Raw genomic sequence first — 26054 nt, 5'->3', positions numbered from 1 at the left:
CGAAGGCAAAGAACCGCCACGCAGCGGCTCAATCAATCCGGTGCCAGCATGTACCCGGCCCCGCGCACGGTCTGCAGGTACCGGGGTTGTTTCGGGTCTTGCTCGATCTTGCGTCTCAGCCGTGTGATCTGCACATCCACGGCACGCTCCTGCGCCTGACCCTTGTCACGGCCCAGATCCTCGACCAGCTTGGCGCGACTGATAGGGGCGCCGGGTTGGGTCGAGAAGATCTTCATCAGCTGGCTTTCCGTTGCGGTTAGGCGGACCGTTTCTTCGCCCCGCCACATCTCACCGCGCTCAACATCATAGCGGATCGGGCCGAGATGCAGAATCTTGGTTGCGGCATCCTGTGCCGGGGTTTCCGGCATCCGGCGCAGGATCGCATTGATCCGCAACAAAAGCTCTTTGGGCTCGAACGGTTTGGCCAGATAATCATCGGCCCCCGCCTCAAGCCCGGCGATACGGTGTTCGGTTTCGCCCCGCGCCGTCAGCAACAGGATCGGGGTGGTGTGGGTCTCGCGCAGGGCTCTGGTCAGGCTGACACCATCTTCGCCGGGCATCATCACATCCAGAACGATCATGTCGAAATCCAGCCCCGAGAGCACCCGACGTGCATGGGCCGCATCCCGCGCCGCGGTCACCAGAAACCCGTTTCGCATCAGGAATTTCTTGAGCAGATCGCGAATACGCTCGTCATCGTCAACGATCAACAGATGGGCGTCCACATCACTCATGAGGTCGTATCCCGCAATTTGGTATAGGCATGACGCATATCAGCATCCATCATTGCTTCAAGCACTTTGCGAAACCCAGACACCGCTTCTGGGCCTGCGTCCTTATAGGCCGCGCGCATCCGCACGCGCTGGGCCTCGGACAGCCTGGTTTCAAGCGCCCTCCCGGCTTCGGTCAGAAACAGGTGCCGTTCGCGCTTGTCCACTGTACCGACCCTGCTTTCGACCAACCCATCGTCAATCAATGTCCGAAGGACCCGGTTCAGAGACTGTTTCGTCACTCCTAGAATAGCAAGCAGGTTATTGACGGTCGTCCCCGGCGCGCGATTTATAAAGTGGATAGCACGGTGGTGTGCCCGCCCATAGGCCAGCTGTGTCAGAATGCGATCCGGGTCCGCCGTGAACCCGCGATAGGCAAAAAACATCGCCTCGATCCCCTGCCGCAGCTGTTCATCCGTAAGAAACAACAGGCTTTCTCCGCCAAAGGCCTGGGCGGGGCGGGTATCTGACATAGTCTGCCTCATTCGTTACACAGGTCCGAGTTTATGTCAGCGTTGTTGACATTCCAAGAGCGGACAGGTATCGAATCGCAGTTTTTGCGCAACTTTATGTCCACTTCGGACCTATATTGCGCAATAATCGGAATATTCAACCCAGGCAGGGAGGTTTCGCATGGCGGGGTATGATGATCGTGACGGTGTCATCTGGATGGATGGAGAACTTGTGCCCTGGCGCGAGGCGAATGTCCACATTCTGAGCCATGCGATGCACTATGCGTCTTCGGTCTTTGAGGGCGAGCGGGCCTATAACGGCAAAATTTTCAAAAGTCGGGAGCATTCTGAACGGCTGGTCGCCTCGGCCAAGGCGCTGGACATGCCGATGCCCTATACGATCGACCAGATCGAAGCGGCAAAGGAAGGCGCGCTGAAGGCAAGTGGCTTGCAGGACGCCTATGTCCGTGCGCTGGTTTGGCGTGGTTCGGGTGAGGATATGGGCGTGGCCTCGGCCAAGAACCCGGTCCGCATGGCCGTAGCGGTCTGGCCCTGGGGTGCCTATTACGGCGACGCCAAGATGCAGGGCGCCAAGCTGGATATCGCGGAATGGAAGCGGCCCAGCCCTGAAACCATCCCGGTCCATGCCAAGGCGGCCGGGCTTTACATGATATGCACCATTTCCAAGCATAAGGCCGAGGCCAAGGGCTGCTCGGATGCGCTGTTCATGGACTGGCGCGGTTATGTTGCCGAGGCGACCGGGGCGAACGTCTTCTTTGTGAAGGACGGCGAAGTTCATACTCCGCTGGCCGATTGCTTTTTGAACGGGATCACCCGCCAGACAGTGATCCAGATGCTAAAAGACAAAGGCATCACAGTGCATGAGCGCCGCATCAAACCCGAAGAGATGGCCGATTTTGAACAATGCTGGCTGACCGGTACTGCGGCCGAGGTCACGCCTGTGGGCCAGATCGGCGACTATACGTTCGAGGTCGGTGACCTCACCCGCGAAATCGCCGCAGATTACGAAAAACTGGTGCGGGCATAACCTGCAACCAAGTTGAAACCCCGCCTTGGCGGGGTTTTTTTGCTTTTGGGCAACCGTCAACAGGTACGGTTAGATGTGTGAGTGCGTAAACTACCTTACAATGACCGAATTGAGCCCAAACTTCCTATGGTCGGATGAGTTCCACGCAATTCATTTCGTAGTACAGATAAGCCCATGAAGAGGCTAGCAGCAAACCGAAACAAGCAGACACGACGGCCAAGCCCTTCTTAGTGTTTTTCCAGAAAGTGAGCGAGATAGCCAATGCCACAAGGGCAATTAACCAGCTTTCCCAGTCGAAATATATGGACCGCAAACATTCTTCATAAGTCATTTAGTTTCGGTTCCATGTCGAGTTTACGTCTGGAATTCAAGCTGGCTTTCAAAGTATTGCCAATGACCGCATAGCCCGCTCATCAGACCTTGCGCTAGCATTCCCTCAACCCGGCCTACCCGCTCTGTAAAACTGACTCTAATCCTAGAAATCGACGCCGCGCTGGGCTTTGATCCCGGCTTGAAACGGGTGCTTTTCCTCGGTCATTTCGGTAACCAGATCGGCATAGTCGCGCAGCGCCTGTGGCGCATCGCGACCAGTCAGGAACACGCTGGTCTTGTCGGACCGCGCCTTGAGCCCGTCGATCACCTGATCGACAGTCAGATATTCATAGCGCAGGGCAATATTGATCTCGTCCAGAACGACCAGATCATACTCACCGCTTTCCATCAGTGCCCGCGCCTTGTCAAAAGCGGCGTTGGCAGCAGCGATATCGCGTTCGCGGTCCTGAGTGTCCCAGGTAAAGCCTTCGCCCATCGTGTGCCAGGTGACCAAGTCGCGCTCTTCAAAGAACCGTCGCTCACCGGTTTTCCACTTGCCCTTGATGAACTGTACGACGGCAACTTTCTGACCCCATCCCAGCGCTCGGATCACGACACCAAACGCGGCCGAGGATTTGCCCTTGCCCTTGCCGGTATTGATCAGCACCAGACCACGGCCCGGGTCGACGGCCTCGGACACTTTTTTGCGGTGCTTGGCCTGCACCTGCTGCATCTTTTCTTTGTGATCCTGCGCGTCGCTCATTCGGGCACCTCTGAGATTGTTGGGCCCAAACTAGGGCAAGATTGAAAAAGGTAAAGTCACGCTTTGTGATCGGTCAGGGACCGGGCCTTGCCGCGTTCCAGTCCCAGCTGGTGTTCGCGCCAGATCACGACCACATTGCCCGCAATCACCAGCGTCGCACCCAACAGGATCGCAAGCGTCGGCAGCTCATCAAACCAGATATAGCCGATGAATATGGCAAACAGCATGGTGGTATAGTCATAGGGCGCCAGCATTGAGGCCTGACCAAAGCGATAGGACGAGGTGACCAGAATCTGTGCAACACCTCCGATCAACCCCATTATGATCATAATTAGAGCCTGATTAATCGTCGGCATGGTCCAACCCCAAAACGCGGTCAGAGCTGAAAGCAGGGTAGCGGTCATCGAGAAATAGAACACGATCGCGGCCGGGTGATCCACCTTGACCAGCTGCCGGATGTGGATCTGAACAAAGGCACGGGCGAGTGTGGCCGCCAGCACGCAAAGCGCCCCGATTGTGGCTGCCATCTCCATCTGGGTGGTGCCCAGCCTTGGCCAAACCATAATCAGCACGCCCAACAATCCCAGCGCGACGGCACCGATGCGGATCATGCGAATGCGCTCGCCCAGAATCAGCGCGGCTAGGATCAGGGTGAAGATCGGCGTGGCATAGCCTATCGCTGTTACCTCGGGGAGTGGCAACAGGCTGAGACCCGTAAAGGTCAAACCCATGGCGCTAGTGCCCAGAACGCCGCGCCAGAAATGACCCATCGGCTTTTTGACCACAAAGCCCTGCGCCAGCTCTCCGCGCCAAAGCAACCAGGCAATGATGACGGGAATGGCGAAGAGCGACCGGAAAAACACCAGTTCGCCGGGCGGGAAATCTTCGGACAGGGCCTTGACCAGTGCAGACATTGAGGTGAACAGAACCAACGCGGCCAGTTTCAGGCCCACTGCAAGCATGGGTCGGTGGGAAGTCAGGGATTGTGCCATTGGCCGAGAACCTGAGCCTTTGACTGCGAAAGATCAACGATTGGATTGTACCAATCAGGCAGATTTCCACGTGTCGGGCAGGGGTTGGCCGATCTCTTCGCTGAACGCCTCAAGAAACCGGATCATCCGTGCCACACGCGCCTGTGCCAATTCGCGCCCGGTGGGCGTCAGCATGTCTGCCGGCAGGCTCAACAGTTTGACCTTCCAGTGATCAATCGAGAATTGCTGATCATTCAGATCGCGGGCAGTGGCAAAAGCATCCTCGGGATCATACAGGTCGCGACCTAGATCACCTGAAACAGCGAAGTTGCGCGCAATGCCGATGGCCCCCAGCGCATCCAGCCGATCTGCGTCGCGAAGGATGCGGGCCTCGGGCGTTTCAGGCAGTATCCCGGCCGAGAAACTATGTGCGGCGATGGCGTGTTGAGTGGCATCGATTTCAGGCTGAGAAAACCCCAATTTCGCTAGAATAGGCTCTGATTCAGCCGCAGATTGGCGTGAGGCGAGGTGACGATCAGGGTCATCTTTGGGCAAGTTGACCAGGTCATGAAGATAGCTTGCCGCAAGCAGAACCCGAATATCTGCTTGCGTGTCCGCGATGGCCTGTACATTGATCCAAACGCGATCCAGATGCGCCAGATCATGGGCAGGATCTGTTTTCATGCGCTGCGCGACGATGCCGCGCAGCCGGGCGCGCAGCTCAGCCGATATGGCCACGGTTCTCGCCGATCTGACCCCGGTGCAAGAGCAGGTGGTCAAGGATTACGCAAGCCATCATCGCTTCGCCAACCGGAACCGCACGGATGCCGACACAAGGGTCATGGCGGCCTTTGGTGATGATCTCGGTCTCTTCTCCGGATTTGGTGATCGTTTTGCGCGTGGTCAGAATCGACGAGGTCGGTTTGACCGCAAAGCGTACGACTATATCCTGCCCGGTCGAAATCCCGCCCAGTATGCCGCCTGCGTGGTTCGAGCTGTATTGCGGGCCATTCTGCCCCATGAAGATCTCATCGGCATTGGCCTCGCCGGTCAGTTCAGCGGCGGCCATGCCTTCGCCGATCTCAACACCTTTGACTGCGTTGATCGACATCATCGCTGCGGCCAGATCAGTGTCTAACTTGGCATAAACTGGCGCACCAATCCCGGCAGGGACACCACGCGCGACGACCTCAACCACTGCCCCGACCGAATTGCCGGACTTGCGTAACCCGTCTAAATAGGCGGCCCAATCCTCGGCGGCTGTCGCATCGGGCGTCCAGAATGGGTTCTGTTCAATCTGTGACCAATCGAAATTCGTGCGGTCGATCTTATGCGGGCCGATCTGGGTCATGTACCCGGTGATCTGCACATTCGGCGCGATCTGCTTGATGGCTTCGCGGGCCAGGCCCCCGGCGGCAACGCGCGAGGCGGTTTCGCGCGCCGAACTGCGGCCACCGCCGCGATAATCGCGGATACCGTATTTTTGCCAATAGGTTATATCAGCATGGCCCGGGCGGAACTTTTCCATGATATCGCCGTAGTCTTTTGACCGCTGATCGGTGTTCTCGATCATCAGCTGGACCGGAGTTCCGGTCGTCTGCCCTTCGAACACGCCGGACAGGATTTTCACCTGATCGGGCTCGCGCCGCTGGGTGGTGTATTTATTCTGTCCTGGTTTGCGCTTGTCCAGCCAGTGCTGGATCACCTCTGCGTCGATGGTCACCCCCGGCGGGCAGCCATCAACAGTGGCACCCAAGGCGGGCCCGTGGCTTTCACCCCAAGTGGTGACGCGGAAAAGATGGCCAAAGCTGTTCATCGACATAAGGCGTGCTCCTTCTGAGCATCGTGATTAGCGGGCAAGGCCCGTAGCCTCAAGCGGATTTGCGGTTGGGGCGCAGCACCCCAACCCTTTCCGGTCAGGCCGCCGAGGACAGCTGCGTCCTCATGGCGGTGATTTTCAACGCCGCCTGTGCCGCCTCGCGCCCCTTATCCACGAAATGCGCGCGGTAGATGGCATTGTGGTGGTCCGTCTCTTGATACTGGTGCGGCGTCAGCGAAACAGACAGAACCGGAACACCGGTATCCAGACCTGCGCGCATCAACCCGTCGACCACAGCTTGCGCCACGAAATCATGCCGGTAGATGCCGCCATCCACCACAAAGGCCGCGCAGGTCACAGCTGCATAGCGCCCAATCTGGGCAAGATCGCGGGCCAGCAGGGGCATTTCGAACGCGCCTGGAACGTCGAACACGTCCACCTGATCGGCGGGTATCAATTCCAGAAACCCGTCGAGTGCACGGTCGACAATATCGGCATGCCAGCTGGCCTTAACAAACGCATAGCGGGTGTGTGTCATCAAGATCTCCTTCCGGTTTGGTGGTCTGCTGGCGGTTGCGAAAACCGGTTCCCACTTTTCGCTGCCAGCACGACATGACACGTCACCCAAGGCGATCACGAGCAGGCGCGCGGGGTTACCGGCACACTGCACGTTCTCTTTCATCCGGACTGTAACCGTCGGCTCTGGCCTCTCACCAGATCTGCTGACACCCCGAAAAGGGGCCGCTCGCGGGCTTACGGCTCATCGCCCGCATACCGCCGGTGGGGAATTCCGCCCCGCCCTGAGAACGAGGCGCACCTTGCCAATAGGTGCGCGGTTCTGCAAGAGCTTTTGCAGGAGGACCGCCATGCACCCCAATCCCGCCTTCCGCGCCGAGGATCGTGACAGTCATATTGCTTTTGCGCGCGAGCGCGCATTTGGTGTTTTGGCTTTGTCAGCGGACCAGGGGCCTTTGCTTAGCCATGTGCCGTTTCTGTTGTCAGAAGATGGCGCAGAAGCCTCGCTGCATCTGGTGCGGTCCAATCCGATCGTCCGGGCATTGAATGAACCGCGCACGGTTCGAATCGCTGTATCGGGGCCTGACGGATATATCTCGCCCGACTGGTACGGGATTGAGGATCAGGTGCCCACTTGGAACTATGTGGCGGTGCACCTGACCGGAACGCTTTCGCTTCTTCCGCAGGACGCGTTGCGCGATTTACTCGATCGTCAGTCGGATTTTTATGAGCGCCGGTTGAACCCCAAGCCACCCTGGAGCGCCAGCAAGATGAGCGCGGAGGCTCTGGACAAGATGATGCGCATGATTGTGCCCTGCAAGTTGCAGGTAGATGACATTCAGGGCACCTGGAAGCTGAACCAGAACAAGCCGGACGATGTCCGTCTAGCCGCCGCAGATCATGTGGCGGTAGACGGGTTCGGAAGCGAGACCACTCACCTCGCCGCGCTCATGCGGTCTAGGTGAGCGGACGGGCTGGTCAGTTGCTGAAGGTCGCCAGATAAGCGGCGACATCCTCAGCCCCTTTTTTCAGTTTGACGCTCATGTTCGGACGGGCGGTTTCGTCATCCAGATAATCCCTCAGGAAAACAATCGGGTCCTGCGAATATTCGACGATGTTTTCCTGTGTCCAGACCAGCCCTTCCTGGCCAGCACGGATCATGTCATCGGTGTACATCCCGATTGGTAGGCGTTCGCTTCCGTTCAGGTAATCGGTTTCTGTTCCGGCCACCCGGCCTACGACCCCATAGAGATTCGGCCCGGTGATGCCGCCTTTGACCAGAACTTTTCCATCTTTGATAATTGCATGGCACGAAGAGCACCGATTGTAGAGGCTTTCCCCCTTTGCCGGATCGCCGGCGGCGATGGATTGCGATGAAAGGGTCAGGGCGAAGGTTAGAGTGGCTGTAAAAAGCTTTGGCATGGAAAAATCCCGTTAAGGTTGGTCCTGTTACAGGCCCTTGGGACATTCCAGCCAAATGTGCAATCGAATTGAGACTCGTCTAGTGTGTTGAAAAATATCTATTTTTAACTCATTATTTTAGCCAAGGTAGATTCAATCGAAGTGGATTTTTGCGTGGCAAAATCAGGTCAGAATTTTGCAGATCTTCGCCGGTCAACAGTCTCCGGTTCTGTGTTGTGAGGGTGTTTTCGTTGCCTGGTTGCCATCCGAATCACTCCCTGAACCACCCGCGCGGCAGGGCAAACTTTCACGGGTAATCCGGCCCATCCCTTGAAAAAAACGCCTTTCGTTGTGACATGAATGCCAAGATGCGGCGTAGTGCGCGCCTATGACCGCTGGACGAACCGATTTCTCCCGGATAGATAGCCGCGATGAGACGCCGCTTTGATGCGGTGCTGATGCATGTTTGCCCGGTATTGCCGGGCGCCGGAATCGGAGAAAACCTCGTGTCCCACGCAGAAGACCACGAAGGCACCCGCAGAGATTTCCTCTACTACGTCGCAGGCGGCGCAGGTGTCGTTGCGACGGGTGCAGCCGTATGGCCCCTGATCAACCAAATGAACCCCTCGGCAGACGTTCAGGCGCTGTCCTCGATCCGCGTGGATGTGAGCGGTGTCGAGCCCGGAACCCAGCTGACCGTCAAATGGTTGGGCAAACCCGTGTTCATCCGTCACCGCACCGGTGTCGAAATCGACGAAGCGCAGAAGCAGGACGCCGATGGCGTGGATGCCCTGCCTGACCCGCTGGCCCGTAACTTCAATCTGAATGCTGATGCACCGGCCACGGATGCAAACCGCGTGATGCCGTCGCCGGAAGGCGAAGCCGCAGGTGCCTGGATCGTCCAGATGGGCGTCTGTACTCACCTCGGTTGTGTCCCGCTGGGCGATGCTGGTGACTTTGGCGGCTGGTTCTGCCCCTGCCACGGCTCGCATTACGATATGGCTGGACGTATCCGCAAAGGTCCCGCACCTGAAAACCTGCCCGTTCCGCCCGCTGAGTGGACGGACGCCAGCACCATCAAACTCGGCTAAGGGAGACCCAGATGTCCGGAATTCCCCACGATCACTATGAGCCGAAGACAAGTGGCGAGAAGTGGCTGAACAGCCGCCTGCCCATCGTCGGCCTGATCTATGACACCCTGATGATCCCAACCCCCAAGAACCTGAACTGGTGGTGGATCTGGGGCATCGTCCTGGCGTTTTGCCTGGTCCTGCAAATTGTCACCGGTATCGTTCTGGTGATGCACTACACTCCGCATGTTGATCTGGCCTTTGCTAGCATCGAGCACATCATGCGCAACGTGAATGGCGGCTATATGCTGCGGTATCTGCACATGAACGGCGCATCGCTGTTCTTTGTCGCGGTATACATCCACATCTTCCGTGGCCTGTTCTATGGCTCGTACAAAGCCCCGCGCGAGGTTACGTGGATCATCGGGATGCTGATTTATCTCTGCATGATGGGCACTGCCTTTATGGGCTATGTTCTGCCCTGGGGTCAGATGTCCTTCTGGGGTGCGACCGTGATCACCGGCCTGTTTGGTGCGATCCCGTTTGTGGGTGACGCGATCCAGACTTGGCTGCTGGGCGGACCGGCTGTGGACAACGCCACGCTGAACCGCTTCTTCTCGCTGCACTACCTGCTGCCCTTTGTAATTGCGGCGCTTGTCATCGTGCATGTCTGGGCTTTCCACACCACCGGCAACAACAACCCGACAGGTGTTGAGGTTCGCCGCGGTTCGAAAGCCGAGGCTGAGAAAGACACGCTGCCCTTCTGGCCTTACTTCGTGATCAAGGACCTGTTCGCACTGGCGGTCATCCTTGTTGTGTTCTGGGCAATCGTTGGTTTCATGCCGAACTATCTGGGCCACCCGGATAACTACATCGAAGCCAACCCGCTGGTAACACCGGCACATATCGTGCCCGAATGGTACTTCTTGCCGTTCTACGCGATCCTGCGTGCCTTTACCGGCGAGGTCTGGGTTGTTCAATTCGCCAGCTTCATCACCGGCGGCATCATTGACGCCAAGTTTTTTGGTGTTCTGGCGATGTTTGGTGCGATCCTGGCTATGGCTCTGGCGCCATGGCTGGACACGTCAACCGTACGTTCGGGTAAATACCGGCCGATGTTCAAATGGTGGTTCTACCTGCTGATCGTCGACTTCTTTGCCCTGATGTGGCTGGGTGCGATGCCCGCAGAAGAGCCCTATGCGACCTTCTCGTTAATCGCATCGGCCTACTGGTTCGGCTATTTCTTCGTGATCCTGCCGGTTCTGGGTGTCATCGAAAAACCCGATGCACAGCCGGAAACCATCGAAGAAGACTTCAACGCGCATTATGGCAAGGCTGACGCCGATGCCACGCCGGCCGAGTAAGAAGAGGGACCGGAAACATGTTCAAGAAACTTGCAATCGGTGCCGCGTTTGCTATCGCATTTGCTCCTGTCGCGTCTAACGCGGCAGGCGGAGGCGAACAGCATATCGAGGACTTCCAATTCTCATTCGAAGGTCCGTTCGGAACTTGGGATCAACACCAGTTACAGCGCGGCCTGCAGATTTACACCGAGGTTTGCGCGGCCTGCCACGGCCTGCGCTATGTGCCTCTGCGTGACCTCGAAGCGCTGGGCTATTCGGAAGACGAAGTCACCGCTTATGCGGCGGGCAACTTTGAAGTGTTCGACCCCGAGCTGGACGACTTCCGCCCGGCAAAACCCGTTGACCATTTCCCCGCCAATGATGGCGTTGGCGCACCCGACCTGAGCCTGATGGCCAAGGCGCGCGCAGGTTTCCACGGCCCTTACGGTCTGGGGATCAACCAGCTGGTCAACGGCATGGGCGGCCCGGAATACATCGCCTCGTTGCTGGATGGTTATACCGGCCACGAAAAGGAAGAAGCGGGAACGATTCTGTACGAAAACACCGCCTTCCCCGGTGGTTGGATTTCGATGGCGCCCCCGCTGTCGGATGAGCAGGTCGAGTTTGCCGATGGCCACGCAAATGACGTCGAGCATATGTCGGAAGACGTTGCAGCCTTTCTGATGTGGACGGCTGAACCGAAGATGATGGAGCGTAAGTATTCGGGCTTTGTCGGTGTAGTCTTCCTGACGCTTCTGTCGGTCCTGTTGTACCTGGTCAACAAGCGTCTGTGGGCAGGTGTTAAAGGCAAAAAGAAACACTAAGCGCCTTTTCTGAAAAGTTAAAAACCCCCGCGCCTTTGGTTGCGGGGGTTTTTTGTTGCTTGGGGGTGGAAGGGGCCAGCCCCTTCTTGGCCTGCGGCCAATTCATCCCCGAGGTATTTTTAGCCAGATGAAGAGGCGGATCAGGCGCTGAGCTGCGTATCCGAGCAGCCGGTGATCGTCGCGGTCACGATCTGCCCTTCGGATTGAGGGGTTTGGAACGTAACTTCGGTAAACTGCGCGGTCCGGCCCATATGCGGGTTTTCCATCAGGATGTGATGTACCTTGCCAACCTGGGCGGTCAGGTGCTTGCCAATCTGCACCTCGCCAGCGGCGCGCAGACGGGCGGCGCGGGTTTTGATGACATTGCCGTTGACCTGCTGCGGAATGCGGGCGGCGGGTGTACCTTCGCGTTTGGAGTAGGGGAAGACATGCAGCCATGTCAGATCGCAATCGGCAACCAGCCTTAGCGAGTTTTCGAAATGGGCCTCGGTCTCGGTCGGGAAACCGGCGATGATGTCAGCGCCAAAGGTCATCTCGGGGCGCAGCTTGCGGGCCTCTTGGGTAAAGCGGATCGCATCGTCACGCAAATGGCGGCGTTTCATCCGCTTCAGGATCAGATCGTCGCCATGCTGCAGCGACAGATGCAAGTGAGGCATCAGGCGGGGTTCTGTGGCAATGGCCTGCATCAGGTTTTCATCGACCTCGATCGAATCGATCGAGCTGATCCGCAGGCGCGGCAAATCAGGCACTAGTTTGAGGATGCGCATAACCAGATCACCCAGCTTTGGCTGGGCAGGCAGGTCAGCCCCCCATGAGGTCAGGTCGACGCCGGTCAGAACGACCTCATTATAGCCCTTATCGACCAGACGCTTGATCTGGTCCACAACAACGCCCGCGGGGACGCTGCGCGAATTACCGCGGCCATATGGGATGATGCAGAAGGTACAGCGGTGGTCACAGCCATTCTGAACCTGTACATAGGCGCGGGAACGAGTGCCAAACCCGTCGATCAGGTGGCCAGCGGTTTCGGTAACCGACATGATGTCATCAACCTGGACGGCCTCGGTTTCACCAATGAAATCCGCCGCCATACCTTTCCAGGTTTCGGGTCGCATCTTTTCCGTGTTGCCAATGACGGCATCGACCTCTTCCATCTGGGAAAAGGTCTGCGGTTCTGTCTGCGCAGCGCAGCCGGTCACAATCAGCCGGGCATTCGGGTTTTCGCGGCGCAGTTTGCGGATTTCCTGCCGGGCCTTGCGCACGGCTTCGGCGGTCACGGCGCAGGTGTTCACCACCACCGCATCGGTCAGACCGGCCTGTTGCGACAGCTCTTTCATCGCCTCGGTCTCATAGGCGTTCAGGCGGCAGCCCAGCGTGGTGAATTTGGGCGGGTTCATCCCAGCGACCTCAGGAATTCCGGCGTCAGCAGGCCTGAGAAGACATGGGCGGTAGGGCCGGTCATCCAGACGCCATCGTTGCGCCAATCAATCCAAATCGTGCCGCCGTCCAGCTCGATCTGAACCTTGCGTCCGGTCAGGCCGCGCCGGGCTGCGGCCACGGCCGTTGCGCAGGACGAAGAGCCAGAGGCCAGGGTGATGCCAACGCCCCGTTCCCATACGCGCATGCGGATATGATCCGGACCGATCAGCTGTGCCACTTGTACATTGGTCCGTTCTGGATAGAGCGGATGATATTCATACCGAGCGCCGAACTCTGCCAGCGGAATCGCCTCGGCATTGTCGACAAAGAAGGTGCAATGCGGGTTTCCCATGCCGGTGGCGGTTGGGGCGCCTTCGATCGGCAGTTCCAAGGTGTCCACGTCTTCGGTCAATGGAATCTCGTGCCAGTTCAGCTGCGGCAGTCCCATATTAACCGAAGTCAGCCCGTCCCCCGCATCGCTTGCATAGAGCGTTCCCCGTTCGGTGGTGAGCGTCAGGGTCTGTTTGCCGGTTTCCTCCATCAGAAACCGCGCGATACAGCGGGTGGCATTGCCACAGGTGGCCGAGGTCGAGCCATCGGCGTTGTAGAACACCAGATGGGCATCTGATGCGCCGTTTTCGATGACGGCGAGCTGATCAAAGCCGACCCCAAATTGCCGATGCCCAATGGCTTGAGCCAAGGCTGGTGTCACCCCGACCTCATGCGCGCGCGCATCCACAATGACAAAGTCATTGCCCAGCCCATGCATCTTCATAAAGGGCAATCCGGTGTTCTGAATTCCTTGCATGGCGGGCATATAACGTTGCTGTGGATGGGAATCCACCCTGTGGCGCAGATTCGTGAAAAAAGGGGTTGACCCCCTTGCGCCACCTGCCTAAGTAGGCCGCCTATCGGGACGCCGTTTCGAAAGAAACTACAGGCGTAACGAGGTGTGAAATAAGGCCTTGAACCCAGTCGGGAAAATGCCTTACAGAGCGCCACGGATCCAAAGGATCCAAACAAAAGAGTGGGCCGTTAGCTCAGTTGGTAGAGCAACTGACTTTTAATCAGTGGGTCGCAGGTTCGAATCCTGCACGGCTCACCACTTTTTACATAACACCAAGGCGTTACGCAGGATCAGATTGATGCGAACGTATAACCACACCGCATGTGCGATGATCTGCCGAGGAGATCCGTGGCGATTGTAGCTGATCGGCGAAGGCTTCTTCGATGTCACCTTCGTCCAATAACGGGTGTGAGAAACCAAACGGCAAGTTGACGAGACAAAGCCCTTCGAAGTGCGGAAATCACTTTACGTTCAAGTGGTTGCGATTTCTGCTGACCTCTGAAAGTAAATGGTGCCTCAAGAGGGACTCGAACCCCCGACCTTGTCCTTACGAAGGACCTGCTCTACCAGCTGAGCTATTGAGGCAAGCGAGGCTCGTTTAAACCCTCGTGCAGGTGCTTGCAAGCGGTGAAATCCCGGGTTTCATGACCTTAGAAGCACCTGTTTCCGCATTTCGTTATCACCGTTCTTTGAGGGTCCGGCGCGCACTGGAAATCGGAACCGGGTTGACTGCAGTTATATATTTCGATATTTCATGAAATATGGAAATTACAGCAACAGAACAACTGGCGACTTTGGGTCACCCGCAACGGCTTTCAGTGTTTCGCATGTTGATGCGACGCTTTCCTGACGCTGTCCCGGCCGGAGAGCTTGCCTTGGGGCTGGGGATCAAGCCCAACACATTATCGAACTATCTGAACGCGTTGCGACAGGCGGGGCTGGTCCGGCAGAATCGGTCTGGTACCTCTTTGCTCTACTCGATCGATATGCAGAATGTGCAGCAGATGCTGGATTACCTACTGAACGATTGCTGCCGCGGACGCCCCGAAATCTGTATCCCGTCAGGCTGGGAAAGCGACAGATCAGCGGACCGAAAATATAACGTTCTTTTCCTGTGCGTTGGCAATTCCGCCCGTTCGATATTTGCTGAATCTATCCTTCGCGCGCTGGCGGGTGAGCGTTTCAACGCATATTCTGCGGGAACGCAGCCTTCATCCGGGCTCAACCCTATAGCGGTGCAGGTCCTTAAGGACAAAGGGCATGATGTTTCGGCTCTGCGCTCGAAACATATGTCAGAATTTGCCACCTCTGACGTGCCCGAGATGGATTTTGTCTTTACCGTCTGCAATCAGGCCGCGAATGAGGAATGCCCGGCCTGGGATGGCCAGCCGATCAGCGGTCACTGGGGCGTGGTCGACCCGGTCATGGCGACAGGCACGAAGGCTGAAAAAAGCCTGGCCTTCCAGAACGCCTATGGTTCGCTCAGGCGCAGGATCGAGGCCTTTACCTCGCTGCCGGTCGAAAGCCTCGACCGGATCGCCTTGCAATCGGCTGTCGACGATATTGCCAGAACATCTGACGAGGACATGACATGACAACCTACGCCGTGAATGGCCTTGGCCGGATGGGCAAGCTGGCCCTGAAACCACTATTGGAGAAAGGCGCAAAGATCGCCTGGATCAATGACGGGATCGGTGATCCTGAAATGCACGCGCATTTGCTGGAATTCGACACGGTTCATGGACGCTGGGAAGCAGATTTTGACTATGACAAAGACAGCGTCACCATAGAGGGTATGCACTTGCCGTTTGTCGGTACCCGCGACCTGAACGCGCTGCCACTGGACGGGGTCGACGTGGTGATTGACTGCACAGGCGCCTTCAAAACCGAGATCAAGCTGGCGCCATATTTTGATGCAGGCGTCAGGAAGGTTGTCGTCTCGGCACCGGTCAAGGATGGCCCGACCGCCAATATCGTGATGGGCGTGAACGAAGGTACATATGATCCGAGCGCGCATCACATCGTGACGGCTGCCTCTTGCACCACCAACTGCCTGGCGCCGGTGGTCAAGGTGATCCATGAGAATATCGGCATTCGCCACGGGTCGATGACCACAATCCACGACGTAACGAACACGCAGACTATCGTGGATCGCCCGGCCAAAGACCTGCGCCGCGCGCGGTCGGCTCTGAACTCACTGATCCCGACCACCACCGGCTCAGCCACGGCAATCACCCTGATTTACCCGGAACTCCAAGGACGGCTGAACGGTCACGCGGTCCGGGTGCCGCTGCTGAATGCCTCGCTGACCGATTGCGTGTTCGAAGTAGAGCGGGAAACAACCGTCGAAGAGGTCAACGCGTTATTCAAAGAAGCCGCCGATGGAGATTTGAAGGGTATTCTGGGCTATGAAACCCGCCCTCTGGTGTCGACCGACTATACCAATGATCAGCGTTCTTCGATCATCGACGCCCCGTCGACGATGGTGGTGAACGGCACCCAGGTAAAGATCTACGCCTGGTATGACAATGAGATGGGATACGCGCACCGTCTGGTCGACGTCGCGCTCATGGTCGGAGCCGCGCTGTGACCCAGAAGCCCGAAGGGTTGTCCGCCTATATCGCGGTCACGGCAGCCTATTGGGCATTCATGCTGACCGACGGCGCGCTTCGTATGCTGGTGCTGCTGCATTTTCATACGATGGGCTTCTCGCCGGTCCAGCTGGCCTATCTGTTTGTTCTGTATGAAATTGCCGGTATCGGCACCAATCTGGCGGCGGGCTGGATTGCGGCTCGGTTCGGGTTGACCTCGACGCTCTATGCGGGGCTTGGCCTGCAGGTGGGGGCGTTGCTGCTGCTGACTCAACTAGACCCTAATTGGGCCATTCCAGCTAAAGTGGCCTTTGTCATGATCGTTCAGGGTGCCAGCGGCGTGGCCAAGGATCTGGCCAAGATGTCTTCGAAATCCGCCGTGAAACTGCTGGCCCCGACCGAGGATGGCGGCCTGTTTCGCTGGGTTGCCCTGCTGACCGGGTCCAAGAACGCGGTCAAAGGGCTGGGCTTTTTGCTGGGCGCAGGTCTGTTGGCAACGTTTGGCTTTAACTGGGCGGTGCTGGCCATGGCTATGGTGCTGGGCGTCATCCTGATCGCGGTCGTTCTATTCATGCCGCCGGGCCTGCCCAAAGGGCGTAAAGGCGCAAAATTCTCTGAGGTTTTTTCGAAATCCCCCAATATCAACTGGCTGTGCTTGTCCCGCATGTTTCTGTTTGGCGCGCGCGATGTGTGGTTTGTGGTCGGGATTCCGATCTATTTCTATGCGGTATTGTCCGACGGGTCCGAAACCGGGAACCGAGCGGCCTTTTTCATGATCGGGACATTCATGGCGGCCTGGATCATCCTATACGGCGCAGTTCAGGCCAGCGCCCCGAAGATCCTGCGCGCCTCTGACCGGTCCGAGCCCCAATTGATCCGCGCCGCGCGCGATTGGGCCGTAACCCTGTTCTGCGTGCCTGCCGCCCTGACCGTCGCTGTAGCCTTATCCTCGGGGCCCGCCACTTGGCTGACCATTACGCTGGTGATCGGCTTGCTGATCTTTGGAGTGATCTTTGCCGTGAACTCTTCGCTGCATTCCTATCTGATCCTGTCCTTTTCTCAGGCCGAGCGGGTCACGATGGATGTCGGTTTCTATTACATGGCCAACGCGGCTGGCCGATTGCTGGGCACAGTGCTGTCTGGCCTCACTTACCAGATCGGTGGTTTGGCAATGGTTCTGGGAACAGCCGCAACAATGGTCGCTCTGTCCGCCATGGCCTCGGACAGGATGCAGGACCGTTTGGCGGTGGGTTAGCATTCTCACCAAGCTTGCTCGCGAATGCGGCATGGACGTCATTATTTTTGCCGATGAATTCTGTGACGGGACAAATGGAATTAGCCCCTACATGTTACGCTATCCGGCAGAAACGCTTTATTGGCGATGCCGCAGGGCATTTCAGCGGATCCAATTTGTTGTTTCGAAATCTCAGTGGCACACTCGGGAAGCGCGCAAAGCAACGCGTTCGAAAGCTCACTGAAGCAAAAGATTTTTTTTTTGGTACCCAAGCAATAAGGCTTGCAGTGGTTCGTGGCCGACCGCTCAGCCTTAACAATCCAATGTCACTGCCCAGAGGCATTTGACTTGGAATGCCACCACTCGAGTTGCATGAGGTCCGAGCATCAGCATTCCTTGGTCGGGTAGAAGTTGATGTCAGACCACCGTCGCTATTCTGCAGCGTTCGGAACCGTCGCTTCTGCGTACATTCCCTTCACACGTTCCTTTGTTGGATCGAAATGCGGGAATGGCACGATCTTGGCTTTCAACCGCTTTTGTTGGCCGTCCAGCTGCCCGATTTCGATGTCCGCTCCAACGATGGCATGGGTAACAGAAACCCGACCCAAAGCGATGACCTTGCCGAGGATGGGTGATTTCATCGCGCTGGTAATCTCTCCGACCTGCGCTTTCCCAACGCGCACGCAGTCACCGGGTGAGGGGACCGTACCCCCTTCGATCTCAAATCCAACCAGTTTGCGGTGTGGGTGGGCCTTGCGCTCCTCTATCGCCGCCCGCCCAATGAAGTCGTCGGTCTTTGATTTCAGCGGCACAGTAAAGCCGATGCCGGCCTCGAACGGATCGGTCTGATCGTCGAATTCTGACCCGGCAAAGATCAGACCGCCCTCGATCCGCAACATGTCCAATGCGCCCAGGCCCAGAGGCGCAATGCCATACTCTTGGCCCACCTCCCAGACACGATCAAAGATTTCGACGGCATCCTTGGGGTGGCAGAAGATTTCATACCCAAGCTCTCCGGAATAGCCGGTCCGAGAAATTACAACAGAAGTCCCCTGCACATCACCAACCCGCGCGACCGAAAGCCGGAACCACGGCAGTTCGTCGATCGTTGGTTGCTGAGGCGGTGTCCAGAATATCTTGGAAAGTATGTCGCGGCTATGCCGCCCCTGAACTGCAATGTTGTGCAACTGGTCCGTAGAGTTGCGCACCCAGACATTCATATTGCGTTTGAGCGCCTGTTCCTGCAGCCACAACCCGCTGGTGTCATTCCCACCGATCCAGCGGAAGTTCGTCTCACCCAACCGGTAGACGGTGCCATCGTCGATCATACCGCCGTGCTCATAGCACATGGCCGTATAAACGACCTGACCAACGCTCAGCTTTTTCATGTTGCGGGTCACGCAAAGCTGCATCAGTTCTTCGGCGTCAGGTCCCACGACTTCGTATTTGCGCAGCGGGCTGAGGTCCATGACAGCAACCTTGTCCCGGCAAGCCCAATATTCGGCAATCGCGCCATGATTGGTCATCGTGTTGGGCAGCCAATAGCCATTGTATTCGACGAAATCACGGGTGTGCCGTGCAAAGCAGTCGTGAAATGCTGTTTTCTTAGTTTCTTCCACATCCGCCTCCGCAGATTTTCTATAGCCATAGGACCGCTTGAAATCCTCAGTCGCCTTATAGGTTCGCACTTGAATGTCTGTTGGATTCCAGCCATTTGCCGGGTCGATATCGCAGGGACAGCCGGTGCTGACGCAAACCAGATCGGTCAGGGCGCGCAGCAGGACGAAGTCACCGGGTCGCGACCACGGATCGTCCATGCCAATGGCGTTGGTGTCATCCAGCATCGTGTTGAAAAAGAAGTTGATCGCTGGCCAGCCACCGCGCGGCTTGATGCCATATTGGTCCAGATCCTTGTTGATATTGTCCGAACAATTCACATGGCCGGGATAGCCAAGGTCTTCATAATATCGCGCCGTACAGGCCAGACCGAACGTGTCATGGCGCCCACAGGTATCTTGAACGATTTCGATCAAAGGCTCTTGATCTACTGACCAGTACTTTGAGAAAATCCCGGGTTGAGGATACAAGCTGCCCATCAGGCTGCGTGTTGTTGTCGGGTCGATTTCACGCTCGATCCCCTGATCCAGTGCGCGGCGGCTGAAGGCCTGAAAATCGGAACACTCTCGGCCACGAATATCGACGATCTGGATGAATTCACCGGCCTTCACTTCATATGAGTGCGCATTTCCCGGCTGAATATTGAAATCCTTAAGCGGATCGGCCAGCGGATCGGGCGGTCCGACATCGGGCTTTTCCAATCCGGGCGCTGAGCGCTGGATGTACAAGATGATATCCGTAGGAGGGTTGTTGTCCTCAGGGCGCATAGCCTTGCCTGGTGCAGCGACAATCAAAAGACCATCGCTTTCCGCCACGAAATGCACCATGTCGCCCGGGCGTGAACCGCCAGCGAATGCCCGGATTGCGTCGCCTTTTCCGATGTCGAAGCCCGCGATTTCCAATGCACGCAGAACTTTTTTGCCAGATGCTGATCCATTTGCGAGGGTTGCGATCAAACCTTCGGGCCGTCCATGCCCCTGTGTGCCCAGCATGGCTGCATCGGAGCTTCGGTCAGGAGAAAAGAAGACCATCTCAGCCGGTTGCATCCCATCGCGGTCCAGCAGCGTGATGGTATCGCCCTTGGACACCGGTACCGCGCGCGACCCCATTCCGGGGATCGGGTGGCGTTCCGTTCCATGCGGCAGGATCGGAAGGCCGGGGGCCAGAACCCCGCTGCGTTCGAATGGAACTTCGAAGACCGGCTTCACATTCATAGTGTGTTTTCCTGAATGGCTTCGGTTGCACCACGATGGGTAACCACCAAGAGGCATCCCGCCTCGGTTCGCGAATAGTGGCTGAACCCGGCAGCAAGGCTGACAAAATCGCCGCTGCGATATCGAAACCCGTCGTGGTCGGTCAGATCGCCCTCAAGCACAAAGAACTCTTCCGGCCCGTAATGGACATGAGGGTTCGAACGTGTGCCTGGCGCCATCTTCATCAGATAGCTGCCTTGTCCGGTTTCTTCATCGAAACTGATATTCTTCCACCAGACCTGCGCATCGGGCAGGCCGTCCATCCGCATCCGGACAAATCCGGGGTCATCGAAGCGGATAACGGTGCGTGCGCTCTGCTGTTGTGCCATCTTAGTCGAGCCCCAACCGCTTTTTGCGCTGATCAGCCCAACTGCTGATCGCCATGTCGAAGGTAAGCGCCATCAGCGAGACATTCATGCCGAGCACAAAGTTCTTGCCCAGTTCGGTACCTGCCAGAGTTCGTTGAAGTTCCTGCCCCAGGTCCTGCGTTCCAATGAAGGCCGCGATAATGACCATGAAGAAGGCGAACATGATGGCTTGATTAAACCCGACCGCCATAGTTGGCAGCGCCAGAGGGAACTGAACCGACATAAGCTTTTGCCGGCGGGTCGAGCCGGACATATCTGCTGCCTCGGTCATTTCCGGCGGCACGTTGCTGAGGCCAATAATAGTGTACCGGATCAGCGGGACGGCGGCGAAGATCAGAATCGAGAACACAACCGCGACATCATTGACCCCGAACAACATGATCGCAGGGATCAAGTAAATGAAGCTGGGGAAGGTTTGCGCAGTGTCGCAAGCCAGCAAAATGCTCTTGGACCAACGCGCGGACCGCGCAGCGACAACGCCCAGGGGGATACCGATCATGGTTGCCAGCGCAACGGCCGAGATCACGGTATACAAAGTAATAACCGACCGATCCCACCAGCCCGAGAACGCGACAATCGTAAAGAAGACTGCTGCGTAGATGCCGGGCTTTCGGCCACCAACCCAATAAGCAAAGGAAACAACCAGCAGGATGAACGCGGGAGTTGGAATGGCGAGTAGCGTATTCCGGAATGGAATCAGAACCTTGACGTTCAGAAACCAGCGTAACCATTCGGTTGTCCCTTTGATCATGTCGATGGCCAGGAACGACTTGATAACCACGTCGATTTCTTTGCCCTGGCTGAGATGCTGCTTGCGGCCAATTTCGGCCAGGATCGGGAAGACCTGAGACAGCAGAGTGAACCCAACAAACAGACCCAGTGCGACCAGCGAAATCTGGTGGCGCTTCCACCACGGGGTGCCGCGTTCGAAGTGCACTGGCTGTTTGACGACCCAGGCCTTTGACATCCGATCCAACGTGACAGCCAGAAGGACGATGGTTACGCCAATCTCGAAAGAACGGCCCAGCTTGAAACTACCCATCATCGCCAGCAGTTTCGCGCCAAGACCGGGCATTCCGATAAAGGCGGTCAGAACAACCATCGCAAGACACAACATGATCACCTGATTGACGCCGACCAGAACCTCGGTCCGCGCGGCTGGAACGTAGACGTGGCGCAACATCTGCCATTTGGTACATCCAGACATCTGGCCTGCTTCGATCACTTCGGGGCTGACTTTTTTCAAGCCCAGAGTGGTCATCAGGATCATCGGCGGGATGGCAAAAGTAATTGTTGCGACGGCCCCAGCTGTCGGTCCGACCTTAAAAAAGATCACTGCTGGCAAGAGATACGTAAAGAAGGGCAGGGTTTGCAGCACGGACAGCATGGGTTTCAGCATCCGCTCGAACCAGCTGTATTTCCAGGCGGCGATGCCCAGTATCAAGCCCAAAAGAAACGCCAGCGGTGCGGCAACCACGATGACAGACATCGTCTGCATGGCGATCTTCCACTGCCCGATCGCGGCCGTCCAGATGAAGGTTCCCGCGCCTAATGCGGCCAGACGCCAACCACCTACGGCGTAGCCGACGACGGCTGCCACTGCGGCGATTGCGGACCATGGGATCGGACCTAGATTGGGCCAACGGCGCTTGCCTTCCAGAAGGTTCGCTGACGTATCCAGCAGGAACTCAAGCGGACCTTCGGCGATAAATCGTGTGACATAGATCAGGCCAAGATCATTTTGGATAAAGTAGAAGACTGCATCCAGAACCTGCGCCGTCGGCGGAATCGCGGCTTCGGGGATGCGGTTTAGCCATTCGGGCAGAACTCCGACAGCTTTGGCAACGATCAGCACGAAGGCGGCGACCAGAAGTGTAGTCAGGACTCTGGTTTTTCCCCACGTCCCGTCTGAAGTGTCCGGTACTTCGGTGGACAGCGCCGCCATCATTCAGCTCCAAGCAGAACATTCAATGCGGCGTCACGTTCCAGAACACCGGTGACAACGCCATTGTCATCCGCCACCGGCAAAAGAATGCGGTTATCGTTGACAAGAACCCGCGCCAGTTCGTGAATGGTTGATCCACCATTGATTGGTGCGCCCTCCAAGGCATGACCGTTCACAGGTTTTGCCAGGCCTTTGGCATGTACGACCCGGGCCTTGTCGACATCTTCGGTAAACTTGGCCACGTACTCGGTGGCAGGGTTCATCACAATCTTGTCGGGGGTGTCACATTGTTCGACCGCGCCGTTGCGCATGATTGCAATCCGGTCTGCCAGACGTAGCGCTTCGTCAAAATCATGCGTGATGAAAACGATGGTTTTGCCCAGCATCTCTTGCAATCGCAGGAATTCATCCTGCATTTCGCGGCGGATCAGTGGATCAAGCGCCGAGAATGGCTCGTCCAGAAACCAGATATCGGGTTCAATGGCGAGCGACCGGGCGATTCCGACTCTTTGCTGTTGGCCGCCGCTCAATTCCCGTGGGAAGTATTCTTCCCGACCTTCAAGGCCCACCAACTTGATGACTTCCAGCGCGCGTTCGCGCCGATCATGACGATCTTGTCCGCGCATTTCCAACGGAAAGGCCACGTTGTCCAAAACCGTGCGATGTGGCAGCAGTCCGAAAGACTGAAACACCATGCCCATCTTGTTTCTGCGCAATTCAATCAGATCGCGCTCGCTCAGGCTCATGATGTCCTGACCGTCAACCTCAATCGTTCCGCCTGTAATGTCGTGCAGGCGCGAAAAACAACGTACCAGCGTCGACTTGCCTGACCCTGACAAACCCATGATGACCAGCATTTCGCCACGGCCAACCTCAATCGAGACATCCTTGACACCGGCGATATACCCATCTGCACGGATTTCATCAAAACCGCGGCCAGCGGGCATGGACTTCAGGTAGCTCTCTGGCGAGGGCCCAAACAGTTTCCATACATTTTTGGCTGAGATGACAGGCGCTGTGGCGGACATGGCTGCCTAACTTTCTTGTTGAGCGCGGCCTTGCATCGATCAGATGGTCAAGGCCGCGCCAGTTTCGGTGGATGTAGCCGGATTATGAGCTGCAGGAACTGATCCAAGGATCGACGACAGCGCGGTTGGCGTCCAGCCATTCTTCGGCGGCTTCTTCCGGTTCAAGCTCATCAGTATCGACCAGCTTCGCCATCTCAGCAATCTGCGGATTGGTGAAAGAAATCTCTGTCAGGGCGCAATACGCGGCCGGCCATTTGTCTTTCATACCATCCCAGGCTGCCTTTTTCAGGTAACCTTCGGCGGGGTTGCCGCAATCATACAACGCATTCGGGTTAGGACCCTTGGCTGGGTCTTTGTCGCATCCGTCTTCCCATGCTGGGAACTCAACGAACTCACCAGGCCAGACGGCTTCGGCAAAGTTTGGCGTCCAGTTAAAAACCAGTACCGGTGTTTTGTCGGCCTCAGCCGCGCCTATCTCGGCCCAAAGGGCTGCGGCGGAACCCGCATTGATCACGGTAAAGTTCAGATCAAGTGCTTCGGCGCGTTCTTTACCATGCTTCAACCAGTCAACTGGACCATCCAGATACCGACCCTTGTCGCCGGTTTCGGCTGTCGCGAACAGGTGTGCGCAGTCGTTCAATGCATTCCAATCTGGCAGGCCCGGGCAGGATTCCTTGGTCCACATGGGATACCACCAATCCTCACGTGTAACGGCGTCATGATCGCCTGCGTCATGCAGGCCACCTTTTTCCAATGCCGCCCTGTAGGACGCGCCAAACGCGCCTTCCCAGACTTCCATCTCCAACGCCACATCGCCCAGGCGCACCGATTCATAGACCGCCTGGCTGTCGGTGGTGACGTATTCGACGTTGTTGCCCATCTCTTCAAAGATCAGGCCGACAACGTTCGACATCACGATCTGGCTGGACCAATTGTGAATTGGGATCACGATCGGGTCGCTGCTGTCTTCTGCAGTCGCCCCTGTTCCCGCAACTGCTGCCAAAGTTGCAGCAGAAAGGAGGTTTGTAAGTTTCATGTTTGCTCCCTGAGTGATGTTCATTTTTTAGGTTGTGGACTCTTCCGGCCCCGAATTTGTGCATTCTGCGCAGAATCGCCCCAGACGCAGAACAGAAATTTGAGGGTCTTTGACCATAAATTCTTGAGGCTAACCCGACTTTTTGCTATCTTAACAATTAGTTGCCTGATCGATTGCCCGCAGATGAGGCCAAATGTTTTTCGATCGCTATAACGTCCAGTTCGGGAATCCGCTCTGAAATGCCAAAGAAAACTTCAGTCACAGGGAAAGTCCTTCCGCCGCTCGACTATTTGTTGGCGTTTGAAGCTGCCGCAAAGGCGCAGAGCTTTGCGCAGGCCAGTAAGGTTCTGAACATCTCTGAAACGGCGATCAGCCGCAAAGTGCGGTTGCTAGAGCAACACTATGATGTGCCGTTGTTTGTGCGAGGGCACCGATCTGTTTCGCTTACCCAACAAGGGGCCATCCTGCTGGCAACCGTGGAGAAGTCGCTGGACCTGATGCGGGATGTCAGCCGGGATATGCTGGCCAAACATCAGGCCAACACGGTATCGATCTCCGCCACCAACTCTGTCGCGTCTCTTTGGCTGATGCCGCAACTTCGCAAGTTCAACAAATCAAATGGCCGCATCCGTATTTCGCTGGTCTCTTCTGACAGCGACGCAGAGTGCCTGTCGGATTCGATGGACTTGACGATCCTGCGTGGAGATGGCGATTGGCCGGGATACGAGGCACAGCTTTTGTTCGGAGAAACCGTATTTCCGGTCTGCAGCCCAGAGTATCTCAAGAGCAACCCCAAAGCGGCAGATATATCTGCGCTGCCGGAACTGGACCTTATTGAAGTCGCCAGTGGTCATGCAGAGTGGATGACATGGCGCACTTGGTTCAGTGGCAATGGGGTATCGACGTCCTCGATGGAACAGGCAGTGGAGTTCAATACCTATCCGTTGTCAGTGCAAGCAGCTGTCGATGGACTGGGAATTGCATTGGGTTGGGCCCATCTTGTTGACCCATTGCTTGAAAGCGGCACCTTGGTCAGACCGGTTCAGGGCGCATCAGTGCGAACACAGTCCGGATACTACCTGTTAAAAAGGCCTCTTCACAAAGCTTTCCCAGAGCAGCGCATCGTTGAAGATTGGTTGCTTGGTCTCAGCGCGGGTCGGAAAAGATACGCCTGATCGCTGTGGCCAGCCTCTGTTTCCTAATGATGAATCGAGTAGCACTTTCAGGGAGTGTTAAACTCGCATATTGACCCTAGGGAATAAATATTTACTTTAAAGAAAAATATATGCGAATCTGGTTCGGCTCCTTGCCGTTCTGGTTGGAACACTATTGGCCTATTTTATGCAGGGAGACCGAAACCCAATGAGCTATAAATCTGACATCGAAATTGCGCGTGAGGCGAAGAAGAAGCCGATTCAGGAGATTGG

The 26054-nt window shown here is 56.8% G+C and carries 24 protein-coding genes, 2 tRNA genes and 1 riboswitch; of the genes, 10 read left to right on the top strand and 16 right to left on the bottom strand.

Annotation, left to right across the window (positions count from 1 at the left end; genetic code table 11):
* Nucleotides 1-32: 32 nt before the first annotated feature.
* Together AC2FH8_RS18820 and AC2FH8_RS18815 are read right to left on the bottom strand one after the other, a co-directional pair.
* Complete coding sequence (locus AC2FH8_RS18820; RefSeq protein WP_496690457.1) at nucleotides 33-734, bottom strand: response regulator; 702 nt, start codon at nucleotides 732-734, stop codon at nucleotides 33-35.
* Entirely contained in the window at nucleotides 731-1243 is a 513-nt protein-coding gene (locus AC2FH8_RS18815) for a MarR family winged helix-turn-helix transcriptional regulator (RefSeq protein WP_142640252.1), read from the bottom strand. The genes AC2FH8_RS18820 and AC2FH8_RS18815 overlap by 4 nt, the downstream gene beginning before the upstream one ends.
* A gap of 160 nt (nucleotides 1244-1403) precedes the next feature.
* On the opposite strand from AC2FH8_RS18815, the gene AC2FH8_RS18810 reads away from it, so the two are divergent.
* Nucleotides 1404-2270 (top strand): branched-chain amino acid aminotransferase, encoded by an 867-nt coding sequence (locus AC2FH8_RS18810; protein WP_496690456.1) that lies wholly within the window; start codon nucleotides 1404-1406, stop codon nucleotides 2268-2270.
* 475 nt (nucleotides 2271-2745) lie between these two features.
* Here AC2FH8_RS18810 and cobO read toward each other — a convergent pair whose 3' ends face one another.
* The 5 genes from cobO to AC2FH8_RS18785 all read right to left on the bottom strand — a co-directional run bounded on the left by cobO (nucleotide 2746) and on the right by AC2FH8_RS18785 (nucleotide 6673).
* Nucleotides 2746-3345, bottom strand: a complete 600-nt coding sequence (gene cobO, locus AC2FH8_RS18805; protein ID WP_271951707.1) for a cob(I)yrinic acid a,c-diamide adenosyltransferase — start codon at nucleotides 3343-3345, stop codon at nucleotides 2746-2748.
* 56 nt (nucleotides 3346-3401) lie between these two features.
* Complete coding sequence (locus AC2FH8_RS18800; protein ID WP_496690455.1) at nucleotides 3402-4337, bottom strand: DMT family transporter; 936 nt, start codon at nucleotides 4335-4337, stop codon at nucleotides 3402-3404.
* A 54-nt stretch (nucleotides 4338-4391) separates the two neighbouring features.
* Complete coding sequence (locus AC2FH8_RS18795) at nucleotides 4392-5054, bottom strand: HD domain-containing protein (RefSeq protein WP_271951710.1); 663 nt, start codon at nucleotides 5052-5054, stop codon at nucleotides 4392-4394.
* Complete coding sequence (gene aroC, locus AC2FH8_RS18790) at nucleotides 5038-6138, bottom strand: chorismate synthase (RefSeq protein WP_271951712.1); 1101 nt, start codon at nucleotides 6136-6138, stop codon at nucleotides 5038-5040. The genes AC2FH8_RS18795 and aroC overlap by 17 nt, the downstream gene beginning before the upstream one ends.
* 94 nt (nucleotides 6139-6232) lie before the next feature.
* Nucleotides 6233-6673, bottom strand: a complete 441-nt coding sequence (locus tag AC2FH8_RS18785) for a 6,7-dimethyl-8-ribityllumazine synthase (protein ID WP_496690454.1) — start codon at nucleotides 6671-6673, stop codon at nucleotides 6233-6235.
* A gap of 128 nt (nucleotides 6674-6801) precedes the next feature.
* Nucleotides 6802-6947, bottom strand: a riboswitch (FMN riboswitch).
* Nucleotides 6948-7001: 54 nt separating this feature from the next.
* Between AC2FH8_RS18785 and AC2FH8_RS18780 the strand changes: the two genes are divergently transcribed.
* Complete coding sequence (locus tag AC2FH8_RS18780; RefSeq protein ID WP_142640234.1) at nucleotides 7002-7616, top strand: FMN-binding negative transcriptional regulator; 615 nt, start codon at nucleotides 7002-7004, stop codon at nucleotides 7614-7616.
* A 13-nt stretch (nucleotides 7617-7629) separates the two neighbouring features.
* On the opposite strand, the gene AC2FH8_RS18775 is transcribed toward AC2FH8_RS18780, so the two are convergent.
* Nucleotides 7630-8073 carry a c-type cytochrome gene (locus AC2FH8_RS18775; RefSeq protein ID WP_142640232.1) on the bottom strand — a complete coding sequence of 148 codons (444 nt, stop codon included), beginning with the start codon at nucleotides 8071-8073 and terminating at the stop codon, nucleotides 7630-7632.
* A gap of 485 nt (nucleotides 8074-8558) precedes the next feature.
* On the opposite strand from AC2FH8_RS18775, the gene petA reads away from it, so the two are divergent.
* The 3 genes from petA to AC2FH8_RS18760 are packed head-to-tail and all read left to right on the top strand — an operon-like array spanning nucleotide 8559 to nucleotide 11289.
* On the top strand, nucleotides 8559-9143 hold the full coding sequence (gene petA, locus AC2FH8_RS18770; protein WP_142640296.1) for a ubiquinol-cytochrome c reductase iron-sulfur subunit: 585 nt from the start codon (nucleotides 8559-8561) through the stop codon (nucleotides 9141-9143).
* A gap of 11 nt (nucleotides 9144-9154) precedes the next feature.
* Entirely contained in the window at nucleotides 9155-10486 is a 1332-nt protein-coding gene (gene petB / locus AC2FH8_RS18765; RefSeq protein ID WP_142640230.1) for a cytochrome b, read from the top strand.
* A 17-nt stretch (nucleotides 10487-10503) separates the two neighbouring features.
* Entirely contained in the window at nucleotides 10504-11289 is a 786-nt protein-coding gene (locus AC2FH8_RS18760; protein WP_496690453.1) for a cytochrome c1, read from the top strand.
* A 140-nt stretch (nucleotides 11290-11429) separates the two neighbouring features.
* Here the strand turns inward: AC2FH8_RS18760 and mtaB are convergent, their stop codons facing one another.
* Together mtaB and dapF are read right to left on the bottom strand one after the other, a co-directional pair.
* Nucleotides 11430-12686 carry a tRNA (N(6)-L-threonylcarbamoyladenosine(37)-C(2))-methylthiotransferase MtaB gene (mtaB, locus tag AC2FH8_RS18755; protein WP_142640226.1) on the bottom strand — a complete coding sequence of 419 codons (1257 nt, stop codon included), beginning with the start codon at nucleotides 12684-12686 and terminating at the stop codon, nucleotides 11430-11432.
* A complete protein-coding gene (dapF, locus tag AC2FH8_RS18750; protein ID WP_282022318.1) occupies nucleotides 12683-13525 on the bottom strand; it encodes a diaminopimelate epimerase in 843 nt (280 codons plus the stop codon). The genes mtaB and dapF overlap by 4 nt, the downstream gene beginning before the upstream one ends.
* Nucleotides 13526-13737: 212 nt before the next feature.
* Between dapF and AC2FH8_RS18745 the strand changes: the two genes are divergently transcribed.
* A tRNA-Lys gene (locus AC2FH8_RS18745) sits at nucleotides 13738-13813 on the top strand.
* A gap of 251 nt (nucleotides 13814-14064) precedes the next feature.
* On the opposite strand, the gene AC2FH8_RS18740 is transcribed toward AC2FH8_RS18745, so the two are convergent.
* A tRNA-Thr gene (locus AC2FH8_RS18740) sits at nucleotides 14065-14140 on the bottom strand.
* Between the two features lie 176 nt (nucleotides 14141-14316).
* On the opposite strand from AC2FH8_RS18740, the gene AC2FH8_RS18735 reads away from it, so the two are divergent.
* Genes AC2FH8_RS18735 through arsJ form a run of 3 tightly spaced genes read left to right on the top strand, consistent with a single transcriptional unit; the run spans nucleotide 14317 to nucleotide 17401 of the window.
* Nucleotides 14317-15150, top strand: a complete 834-nt coding sequence (locus AC2FH8_RS18735; protein ID WP_496690452.1) for an arsenate reductase/protein-tyrosine-phosphatase family protein — start codon at nucleotides 14317-14319, stop codon at nucleotides 15148-15150.
* Nucleotides 15147-16145, top strand: a complete 999-nt coding sequence (locus AC2FH8_RS18730) for an ArsJ-associated glyceraldehyde-3-phosphate dehydrogenase (protein ID WP_496690451.1) — start codon at nucleotides 15147-15149, stop codon at nucleotides 16143-16145. Before AC2FH8_RS18735 ends, AC2FH8_RS18730 begins: the two co-directional genes overlap by 4 nt.
* A complete protein-coding gene (arsJ, locus tag AC2FH8_RS18725; RefSeq protein ID WP_496690450.1) occupies nucleotides 16142-17401 on the top strand; it encodes an organoarsenical effux MFS transporter ArsJ in 1260 nt (419 codons plus the stop codon). Before AC2FH8_RS18730 ends, arsJ begins: the two co-directional genes overlap by 4 nt.
* A gap of 410 nt (nucleotides 17402-17811) precedes the next feature.
* Here arsJ and AC2FH8_RS18720 read toward each other — a convergent pair whose 3' ends face one another.
* From AC2FH8_RS18720 to AC2FH8_RS18700, 5 genes are all read right to left on the bottom strand, one after another.
* Nucleotides 17812-20211, bottom strand: coding sequence for a trimethylamine N-oxide demethylase (locus AC2FH8_RS18720; RefSeq protein WP_496690449.1), 2400 nt, complete (start codon nucleotides 20209-20211; stop codon nucleotides 17812-17814).
* Nucleotides 20208-20579, bottom strand: coding sequence for a cupin domain-containing protein (locus AC2FH8_RS18715; protein WP_142640214.1), 372 nt, complete (start codon nucleotides 20577-20579; stop codon nucleotides 20208-20210). Before AC2FH8_RS18715 ends, AC2FH8_RS18720 begins: the two co-directional genes overlap by 4 nt.
* A 1-nt stretch (nucleotide 20580) precedes the next feature.
* The gene (locus AC2FH8_RS18710) at nucleotides 20581-22563 is read right to left on the bottom strand and encodes an ABC transporter permease (protein WP_496690448.1); all 1983 of its coding nucleotides are present in this window, start codon (nucleotides 22561-22563) and stop codon (nucleotides 20581-20583) included.
* Nucleotides 22563-23591 (bottom strand): quaternary amine ABC transporter ATP-binding protein, encoded by a 1029-nt coding sequence (locus tag AC2FH8_RS18705; protein WP_271951750.1) that lies wholly within the window; start codon nucleotides 23589-23591, stop codon nucleotides 22563-22565. The genes AC2FH8_RS18710 and AC2FH8_RS18705 overlap by 1 nt, the downstream gene beginning before the upstream one ends.
* Nucleotides 23592-23673: 82 nt before the next feature.
* Nucleotides 23674-24627: an ABC transporter substrate-binding protein gene (locus AC2FH8_RS18700; RefSeq protein WP_281973700.1), complete on the bottom strand. Its 954-nt coding sequence runs from the start codon at nucleotides 24625-24627 to the stop codon at nucleotides 23674-23676.
* Between the two features lie 239 nt (nucleotides 24628-24866).
* On the opposite strand from AC2FH8_RS18700, the gene AC2FH8_RS18695 reads away from it, so the two are divergent.
* Complete coding sequence (locus AC2FH8_RS18695) at nucleotides 24867-25802, top strand: LysR substrate-binding domain-containing protein (protein ID WP_142640206.1); 936 nt, start codon at nucleotides 24867-24869, stop codon at nucleotides 25800-25802.
* Nucleotides 25803-26054 lie beyond the last annotated feature (252 nt).

Source organism: Ruegeria sp. CDSC025 (assembly GCF_059610805.1).
The sequence above is the reverse complement of the archived record's forward strand: the minus strand, read 5'-3'. Positions and strand labels throughout refer to the sequence as shown.